At 67.7% G+C, this 9190-nt stretch carries 7 protein-coding genes; 6 read left to right on the top strand and 1 reads right to left on the bottom strand.

Annotated features, from left to right (window positions below; all coding sequences use genetic code 11):
* Positions 1-182: 182 nt before the first annotated feature.
* Both ACFCV3_RS10545 and ACFCV3_RS10540 read left to right on the top strand, forming a co-directional pair.
* On the top strand, positions 183-578 hold the full coding sequence (locus ACFCV3_RS10545) for a hypothetical protein (protein WP_376028462.1): 396 nt from the start codon (positions 183-185) through the stop codon (positions 576-578).
* 860 nt (positions 579-1438) lie between these two features.
* A complete protein-coding gene (locus tag ACFCV3_RS10540) occupies positions 1439-2221 on the top strand; it encodes an ArsR/SmtB family transcription factor (RefSeq protein WP_376028461.1) in 783 nt (260 codons plus the stop codon).
* Positions 2222-2424: 203 nt separating this feature from the next.
* Here ACFCV3_RS10540 and ACFCV3_RS10535 read toward each other — a convergent pair whose 3' ends face one another.
* Positions 2425-2712 (bottom strand): hypothetical protein, encoded by a 288-nt coding sequence (locus tag ACFCV3_RS10535; RefSeq protein WP_376028458.1) that lies wholly within the window; start codon positions 2710-2712, stop codon positions 2425-2427.
* Positions 2713-2794: 82 nt separating this feature from the next.
* On the opposite strand from ACFCV3_RS10535, the gene ACFCV3_RS10530 reads away from it, so the two are divergent.
* The 4 genes from ACFCV3_RS10530 (at position 2795) to ACFCV3_RS10515 (ending at position 9173) form a co-directional block, all read left to right on the top strand.
* Positions 2795-6322: a S8 family serine peptidase gene (locus ACFCV3_RS10530; RefSeq protein WP_376028456.1), complete on the top strand. Its 3528-nt coding sequence runs from the start codon at positions 2795-2797 to the stop codon at positions 6320-6322.
* A 132-nt stretch (positions 6323-6454) separates the two neighbouring features.
* On the top strand, positions 6455-7333 hold the full coding sequence (locus ACFCV3_RS10525) for a hypothetical protein (RefSeq protein WP_376028454.1): 879 nt from the start codon (positions 6455-6457) through the stop codon (positions 7331-7333).
* A 23-nt stretch (positions 7334-7356) separates the two neighbouring features.
* Complete coding sequence (locus ACFCV3_RS10520) at positions 7357-8247, top strand: hypothetical protein (protein WP_376028452.1); 891 nt, start codon at positions 7357-7359, stop codon at positions 8245-8247.
* A 44-nt stretch (positions 8248-8291) separates the two neighbouring features.
* Positions 8292-9173 (top strand): hypothetical protein, encoded by an 882-nt coding sequence (locus tag ACFCV3_RS10515; RefSeq protein ID WP_376028451.1) that lies wholly within the window; start codon positions 8292-8294, stop codon positions 9171-9173.
* Positions 9174-9190 lie beyond the last annotated feature (17 nt).

The following is a 9190-nucleotide window of genomic DNA, read 5'->3' as shown; positions in this document are numbered from 1 at the left end:
GGTGCGTTGTTTTTCTTTGTTTTTTTTCTATTTTATATTTTTTTTTTTTTCATGTTCGTGGCCTCCGGCCTGCGCCCGGGGCGCGGCGGCCCCCCCCCCCCCCCCCCACGGCCGAGGCCGACGCGCTGACCGAGCCGGACGCGCTGCAGGAGGCACAACTGACCGAGGTCCGCATCGACGCGGTGCGGGGTCGGGCGGGCCTCCTGTTCGATCTGCGCGGCGCCCTGCAGATCCAGGCCGCGAACGCTGCTCTGGTGATCGTGGCCGGGCTGAGCTCCGTCAGCTGGTCCGGGATACCCCGCGGGGACCGGACGGCCTGGAGCGTGGTCGATTGGCGTCCGGAGTCCGCCCGCGAATCCTGGCAGGCGGTCGTCGGCTTCGTGCCGGACGCCGAGCTGACGGTACTCGGCACCGGTGCGGCGTTCTACGTCGGCAACATCCCCGGCGGTGATGCTCCGCCACCGGACTACCTGACCGCTTCCGACGACGAGCTCCGCGCGGGTTCGCCGTTGTGGTCGTCCACGGTCGATCTGGTGGCGGCGATGTTCACTGAGCAAGACCTGGCCGGCAACGGTTAGCGCTCGCTACCGCTCGCGGCGGTGCCGGTCAGACGGACCAGTGGCAAGAGCGAGGACATCGACCGCTTATCCGGAAATGACATGTTCAGGACTCCCGCGGCGCTACGGATTCACTTGAGCCTGACTTCGGTCATCCTTGCCGCATTCGAAACGATGCACGGTGTTGAACTGCGAGGATGCATTTTCGGGCAGCTGAACTGAGGCACTAATGGAGTCGGAACAGCCTGTTGAACCAGTAGTCGGGATCCAGGGTGGGCGGGGCGAACCTGCCGCACTCACCAACCCGCTCCTGACCGCTCCTGGCCGCTCGCACTGAGCGTGAACCCAGCAGCCCACCCAGAGTTGGTGAGTGCCGGGGGTCCGCCCCCACTCCCCGGGGCCCTCATTCGGCACGGTGGCTTCGCTCGCCGGCCAGAGCTGGGGTCGAGGGGCCAGGTGGCAGGCTGAGTCACGCAGCCCGTTGACCTCCTGATCGTCCGCATGTTGCGGGAATGTGGCTCGAACTGCTGTCACCGACTGGCCGGCTCGAGCTCTAGCCCAAATGACCGAAGTCAGGCGTGACAGGTTGAGGACATTGTGGCTTCGGGGCGGTGGAGGGCTGGTACAAAGAAAGCCTTCCGCCGCCCCGGAGGTGTTCTGTGCTACGGATTCACTTCAGCTTTGCTGATCTCACCAAGGTGACTGTGTCGCGCGGCGCCTCGGCTGTTTGGGAGGTGCTGCTCAGTCTTCATATGTTGCAGCAGGGGGATGGGCGGGCGATTTTTGGTGACTGGCGGCGGCGGACGCAGGGGGCGGTTCGGCCTGAGGTGCTGGATCGGTTGCGGCGGTTGGCGCCGCCTCGGGGGTATTCGGCTGACTTCTTGACGCCTAGTGGTGAGGACGAGGACTTCAACACCGGGCTGGAGCGGATCCTCAGTACGCCGACGCGGCAGTTCGATGCGCAGTTGGCGATGGTGGCGAAGTACCGCCCGCCCAGTGCCTGGACGACGGCGCTCGGGTCGGGACATCCGCGAGTGGTCGAGCAGTTGGGCGAGGCATTGCGGGAATACCATGCCGCTGCGATCGCGCCGTACTGGCAGGCGATCAATGCTCGGGTTGCCGGGGGCAACGGACGGGTCGGGGACGAGATCGGGCGGATCGGGCTCGACCAGGTCTTGTCCACCTTGGGTCCCGGCATCCGCTGGAAGTCACCGACTCTGGAGATCGACTCCATGATCGGGCCCGACGTGCACCTGGAGGGGCGCGGGCTCCGCCTTCAGTACTCGGCGTTCTGCTGGCGAGCCCCGACCAAACTGCTGGAGCCCGACGCGACGCCGATCCTCGTCCTCCCGCTCCCGGCTCACGCCGGTCCGTTCATCGGGCAGGCCACACCACGACCAGGGCAGGACCCGGTGAGCGCATTGATCGGCGGCACGCGATCCGCCGTACTGGAAGCCACCGTCAACGCCTGTACGACGACCGTGGTGGCGCGCGTCTGTGCCGTTTCGCTGGGAACCGCGAGCTACCAGCTCAGCATCCTGCGCGAAGGCGGCCTGGTCCGCAGCGACCGCCGCGGCCCCTCCGTCGAACACCGCATCACACCCCTCGGCCAGCGCATCCTCTCCGCCACCGGCGAATACAGCACCCCCACCCTCACCGCCTAGCCGCAAGTCGGGTTGAGCACGCACGAAGCTCTGCTTGCCTCCCCACATCCCCAGCCCCAAGCGACCTGGGGTGCGTGAGGCTCGAGGTCTGCGCTATCCGATGGATTTTGGGTGCTCGGTGACGAAAACCCATCGGATAACGCGCGGGACAGCCCCGGCTGGCCTTGCGACCGACCCCGGGAGGCGCGGCATGGTGATCTGGATCAGCGGGCCAGGCGGTAGGCGCGGATGATCGTTGTCTCGAATTCGTTGCCAGAGGCATCGGTCAGTCGGGACCTGAGCGAGACGGATGTGGCACCGTCCGGTGTGCCGATGGTGGCGATGTAGCGGTTGTCGCCGTCGGCGCGGACCGGGGCCGGCCGCCAGGACTTGCCGTCGTCGGTGGAGGTCTCGAGCTGTGGTACGCCGGTGATCAGTGCGTCGACCACCAAGGGCAGCTCATGGATCGCTCCGGCTCGAAGTACAGCCTCTCGCGTTGCGCCAAACCGCATTCGACCAGTATCGAAAGGTCAACGTTGGTGGGGAGCTGTTCGTCCTGTGGCGCATGGACTTTCACAGTGACGGAGCAATGCGATGAGGGTACGACGAGGAGTGGTCGCCGCCCTGGTGGGGCTCGGGCTGCTGGGGCTCGGGCTGCAGGGCAGGCCGGCGGATGCCGCGCAGACGCAGGCGGTCGGGCCGGAGCAGGTGGTGACGTTGGTGACCGGGGACAAGGTGACGGTCCGGGCGGATGGCAAGACCTGGCAGGTGCGGGTCGAGCCACGGGCGGGGCGGCGGACCGGGTTCTTGCAGAACGTCGGGCCGAAGGGTGTGACGGTGATTCCCGCCGATGTGGCGCCACTGGTCCGCGACGGCAAGCTGGATCGGGCTCTCTTCGATGTGACCGGGCTGATCGCGCAGGGCCTGGCTGACGGGAAGAGTGCGTCACTTCCGTTGCTGGTGCAGACCGACGGGCGCCGGTCGGCCGGGACGCTCGGGCGGCTGACCCGGCAGCTGGCGAAGGGAAACCTCGCGGCCGTTTCAGCACCGAAGGGGACGGCACTCGATCAGTTGCCGGCCGGGATCAAGCGGGTCTGGCTGAACGGACGCGCCAAGCCCACACTGGATGTCAGTGTTCCGCAGGTCGGCGTACCGGCCGCGTGGCAGGCCGGGCACACCGGCCAGGGCGCCAAGATCGCCGTACTGGACACCGGGTACGACGCCGAGCACCCAGACCTGAAGGTTGCTGCAAGCAAGGACTTCACCGGTGAGGGAATTCAGGACGAGGTCGGCCACGGGACGCATGTCGCGTCGATCGCGGCCGGACGCGGTACGGCGTCGAAGGGCAAGTTCACCGGGGTCGCGAAGGACGCCGGGCTGCTGATCGGCAAGGTCTGCACCTGGGAGGGCTGCTCCTGGGACGCGATCATCGCCGGCATGCAGTGGGCCGCCGACAGCGGCGCCAAGGTGGTCAACCTGAGCCTCGGCGGCGATGCCTCCGACGGAACCGACCTGCTCTCCCAGGAACTCAACCGGATCTCGGCCGCTTCCGGCGTCCTGTTCGTGGTCGCTGCCGGCAACGCAGGTCCCGGCGGTCTGGTCTCGAGTCCAGCCGCCGCCGACCGCGCGCTTGCGGTGGGCAGTGTCACCAAACAGGACGAGCTGAGTGAGTTCTCATCGGTCGGACCGCGCCTCGGCGACTACGGACTCAAGCCGGATCTCACGGCGCCGGGATCGGACATCGTCGCGGCTCGGGCCAAGGGCACGCTGGGCGATGAGGCCGTCAACGAGCACTACGCACAGCTGTCCGGTACGTCGATGGCCGCACCGCACGTCGCCGGAGCGGCCGCGATCCTCGCCGCCCAGCACGCTGACTGGACGGGAGACCGTCTCAAGGCAGTGCTGATGAGCAGCGCCCAACCGCGCGACGGCATCTCGGCATTCGCCCAAGGGGCCGGTCGGCTCGACGTCGCCCGCGCCGACCGCCAGCAGGTCAGCACCGAGCCGGCCGCGCTGCAGTTCGGCCGCCTCGTCTGGCCGCACTCGGATCGTCAACCGATCGACCGCAAGGTGACCTTCCGGAACACCGGTACGGCGGCCGTCACGCTGACCACCAAGCTCGACGTACTGGACGCGACCGGTCGGCCCGCACCCGCCGGGTTCGCCCAGGTCGATGCCGCGACCTTGACGGTGCCGGCCGGCGGTCACGCCGTGGCGACCGTGACCGTGGACCCGAAGCTGGGGCCGCTGGGCACTTTCCAAGGCCGGCTGGTCGCGCGTTCGGCCGATGGTGGCGTGGTCGTCCAGACGCCGTTCGGTGTGCACAAGGAGGAAGAGTCCTTCGACTTCCAGCTGAAGGCCGTCGACCGGAACGGCGCGGTGCTGCCGACTGCCGGCTCAGACGCCCTGGCACGCATCGTCAACCTGGACCGCCCGGACATCGACTTGTTCCCGGTCGAGCCCGGTGCGAAGCTGCGCCTGCCCAAGGGGCGCTACCAGGTCACCGCCTACATCTACACCGCGAACGCCGGCTATGCGATCCCATCAGTGACCGCATACGCCCAACCGGACTTCGTCCTCGCCAAGGATCACGAGCTCTCCATCGACGCCCGGGCAGGCGTGCCGGTACGTCATCGCGTCGACCGTCCTGGCCGGACGGCAGGCACCTTCGCGATGGTCGCCGAGACCGCCGCCGGGCGGAGTTCCTACTCGTCCTGGTTCGCCGACCGCAGTTTCGCCGTACCGACGTCCGGATCGACGGCGTCCTTCGGCTTCCTGGACGGATCGTCGATCGAGGCCGACGAGGCGCTGCTCACCGACCGGCGGGGCAAGGCGATCCCGGTGGACTGGGCGGGGAACAGCGCCCGGTTCACCGGCAGCCGCAGGCTCCGGACGGTGAACGTCGGTCATGCCACCGACGCCGACCTGGCCGCGGCCGATGTCAAAGGCAAGCTCGCCATGTTCACGCTGGATTCGAGTGAGGTCGGTGACTATGCGGCCCGGGTCCAACGGCTGGCCGACCTCGGCGCGGCAGCCACGCTCAACTACCTCACCGATCTGAACGCCTGGCCGGGTGACGAGCCGATCCTGCCCAGTGTCGTCGCCGACGGTCCGGAGGTACGCAAACTCGTGGCGGACGCCGGGTCGTGGACAACGCTCACCGGACGCCCGCAGAGCCCTTATCGGTACGACGTCCTGTTCGGTCACCGGGGCGGGATCCCAGCGGCGCTCGATCGGCGGATCCGCGATCGCGATCTGATCACCGAGCAGACGGCCTATCACGGCGCTTCGGGTCAGACCGCGGCCCTGCTACCCGTCGGCTCCACGGGCGACCTGGGGCGGCTCGGAATCGTTTGGGCCGAGCACATCACCCTTCCGTTGCAGCGCACCGTGCTGAGGTCAGCGGCCCCAACGACCTGGGCGGACGAGCTGATCACCGACAGCGGCCACTACCGGAGCAATCCGCTGAACCGAGGGCCGGGCCGGATCAAGACCCACTGGCTCGCTCCCGTCACCGGCCCCGCACCGGCCGACGCGGCGACCCGCGACGGTGACGGGTTGTCGATCCGGCTGCCGCTCGTGTCCGACGGCGCCGGTCACGCGGCCTTCGCCACCAACGACGGATACGAAGGATCAACCACCCTCTGGCGAGGCGACCAGCGGCTCGCCCATTCCGACAAACCTGGGGACCCTTTGACGATCGACGTCCCGGCGGACGAGGCGACGTACCGGCTGACCGCTACCGCCCAGAGATCCGGTACGCCGACGAAGGTCAGCGCCGAGTGGACCTTCCGCTCCGGCCGTACGGCGGATGCCCAGCCACTGCCGCTGGTCACGGTCGGTCTGCAACCGCCCGTCCGCCTCGACAACACCGCACCGGGCGGAGTCCCCTTCCGGATCCCCGTCGCAGCACGACCCAGTCCGGGCGGACCGCCGGTCACGGTCCAATCGGTCGAGTACTCGACCGACAACGGCAAGACCTGGACCGGCGCCACACTCGCGAACGGCGTGGCCACCGTCAACCACCCGTCCACCGGCTGGATCTCGTTGCAGGTCACCGCCAAAGATGCCAACGGCAACAAAGTGCTCCAGACAACCCTCAGCGCCTACCAGCTGAGGTAGCACCAGTGCCCCGGACCCCTTCACGGGTCCGGGGCACTGGTACGGGTGAGGTACGGGCAGCGGGATGAAAGGCGGGGCGTCGAGGATTGGGCTCTGTCGTTTGCCTGATCTCGTGATGGAGGAACCTCCCCGATGCGTAAAACCTTCCTGGCCGCCGCCGCGGCGGCGCTCGCTGTGGCCGCGACCGGAGCCGTCGTGGTGGCCCGGCCGTCGGTGGCCGCGCTCAGCGACGTACCGAAGGACTGCCAGGTCTCGACCGCGGCGTACCGGTCCGACCTTCAGCGGTTGACCTACACGTACAACGGCGGGCTGGTCGGGACCAAGGCGTACGCCGGGGACAAGCTCGGCTGGGTGCCGTCGGCTCACCAGCAGATCGGCGCCTCGGGTGACGACACGGTGTTCCGCAGCACTGAGTTCGCCGTTCATCCGATCGACGGCTACCTCTACAAGGTGAGCCGCCGGGGCGAACTGGTCGACGGCGGGTGGAAGGTTCCCGAGGTCACCGCCACCCGGCTCAAGTCAGGCTTCGGCGGGACCCGGATCCTGGCCTACGGCTACCCGTACCTGTACCGGGTCACGGGTAGCGCGCTCTACCGCTACACGGTCGACTCGGCGACCGGCGTACCGTCCGCCGGCGTGCGACTGGCCACCACCGGGTGGAGCGCGGTCAACACGCTCGTCTACGAGCGCAACGGCGGAACGGGTGCCGGCGCGGTGGACGTGCTGATCGGCACCAACTCCGCCGGGCAGCTCAAGGAATGGAAGATCAACCGCGCTACGCCCACCCAGATCACCTCGAAGGTACTGCGATCAAGTGGCTGGGCGCCGTTCACGAGCCTCAGCACCGGCTTCTGCGCCGACCACCCGGCCGGTCGCCCGCTGCTCGCGATCACCGCGACCGGTAGGGCCTCGGTGCACTTCGACGCCAACAAGACCGACGGTCTCGGCACCGACATCAAGGGCGGTTCCCTGGGTGAGCTCGGCTGGACCGCGAAGGCCTACGGCCAATAAACCTCTTGGGAGAGAAACCTTTCATGCGTAGAAACATCCTGGCCGCCGGCATCGCCGTGGCCGTGGTCGCGACCGGACTGGTCGCGACCGGAGTCGCCGTCACCGCGCGGTCCGCGAGCGCTGCGCTCAGTGACGTTCCGGCCGACTGCAAGACGGTCACTGCCGCGTATCGCAGCGACGGACAAGCTCTTGCCTACAGGTACGCCGACAAGAAGACCCGCACGGAGGCCATGCCGGGCGACATGCTCGGCTGGGTGCCCACCGGAATTGTGACGTTCCTGGAGTCCGGCAGCGACGCCGGGGGGATGAACCACAGCCTGGCCACGCACCCGACCGACGGAAACATCTATCACATCAAACGCATCACCGACACGATCGACGGCGTCGAAAAGGTCACCACGCACACCGTTACCCGAGTCAAGACGGGCTTCGGCGGCACCCGATTCATCACGATGGCCTGGCCGTTCGTCTACCGGGCAGCCGGTACGTCGCTCTACCGGTACAAGTTCTCTTTCGTCGACGGCAAGCCCACCCTCTCGGGCCGAACGACGATCAGCAGCCACGCGTGGGACACGGTCAAGACGCTGGACCACCAACGCACGATCGGGACGGGTACCAAGGCCGTCGACGTACTGTTCGGCATCAAGTCGAACGGTCAGCTGAAGGAGTGGCGCATCAATCACGCCACCCCGGTGGCGGTCAGCTCGAAGGTGCTCAAGGAAACAGGCTGGGGAAACTTCACCAGTCTCGGCCGCGGCCACTGCACCTCCCGTCCGAACGGCCGGGCGCTGATGGGCATCACCGCCGAGGGCAGAGCCTCGGTCTACTTCGACGCCAACGAGACCGACGGCCTCGGCACCGACATCAAGGGCGGATCCCTCGGCCTGGTCGGCTGGACCGAAAAAGCCTACTGACAGTAGATCGTTCCCCCTTCTACTCCTCTCGGGAGAGCTCCTTCATGCGTAGAAACATCCTGGCCGCCGGCATCGCCGTGGCCGTGGTCGCGACCGGACTTGCCGCGACCGTCACCGCGCGGCCCGCGAGTGCGGCGCTCAGCGACGTACCGGCCGACTGCTTTGCCCTCGCGAGCGCGTATCGCTCCGACGGACAACGGCTCACCTATCGGTACGACGCCAAGAAGACGAGCACGGAGGCCCTGCCGGGCGACAAGCTCGGCTGGGTGCCCACCGGCCTTGTGACGTTCGCCGGGTCCGGCAGCGATGCCTCGTGGTCGGACCAGACCCTGGTCACCCACCCGACCGACGGAAACATCTACCTGATCAGGCGCGTCGCCGAGAATTTCGACGGCATCTGGAAGGTCACCAGGCACACCGTCACGAAGGTTGCGGCGGGCTTCGGCGGGACCCGATTCCTCATCATGGGAGACAAGCACGTCTACCGGGCTGAAGGCACCTCGCTCTACCGGTACGACTGGGCCTGGATCGACGGCAAGCCCACGCTCTCCGGCCGCAAGGCACTCAGCGGCGGCGATTGGGAAACGGTCAGGACGCTGCACTTCCGGCGCACGGTCGGGACAGGCGCCACGGCGGGCGACGTACTGATCGGCACCAAGTCGAACGGGCAACTGAAGGAGTGGCGCATCAGCCACGCCGCCCCGGCCGTGGTCACCTCGAAGGTGCTCAAGGCAAGCGGCTGGGGGAACTTCGTCACTCTCGGCAGCGGGTTCTGCGGCAACCACGCGACCGGCCGGCCCCTGCTCGGAATCACGCCCAAGGGCGTGGCAGCGATCTACTTCGATGCCAACGCGAAGGACGGCCTCGGCACCGACATCAAAGGCGGATCCCTCGGCCCGGTCGGCTGGACCGAAGAGTCCTACTGACCAAGGGTTTCGATGGT

This window comes from Kribbella sp. NPDC056345 (assembly GCF_042262745.1).
Lineage (GTDB): Bacteria > Actinomycetota > Actinomycetes > Propionibacteriales > Kribbellaceae > Kribbella.
The sequence above is the reverse complement of the archived record's forward strand: the minus strand, read 5'-3'. Positions and strand labels throughout refer to the sequence as shown.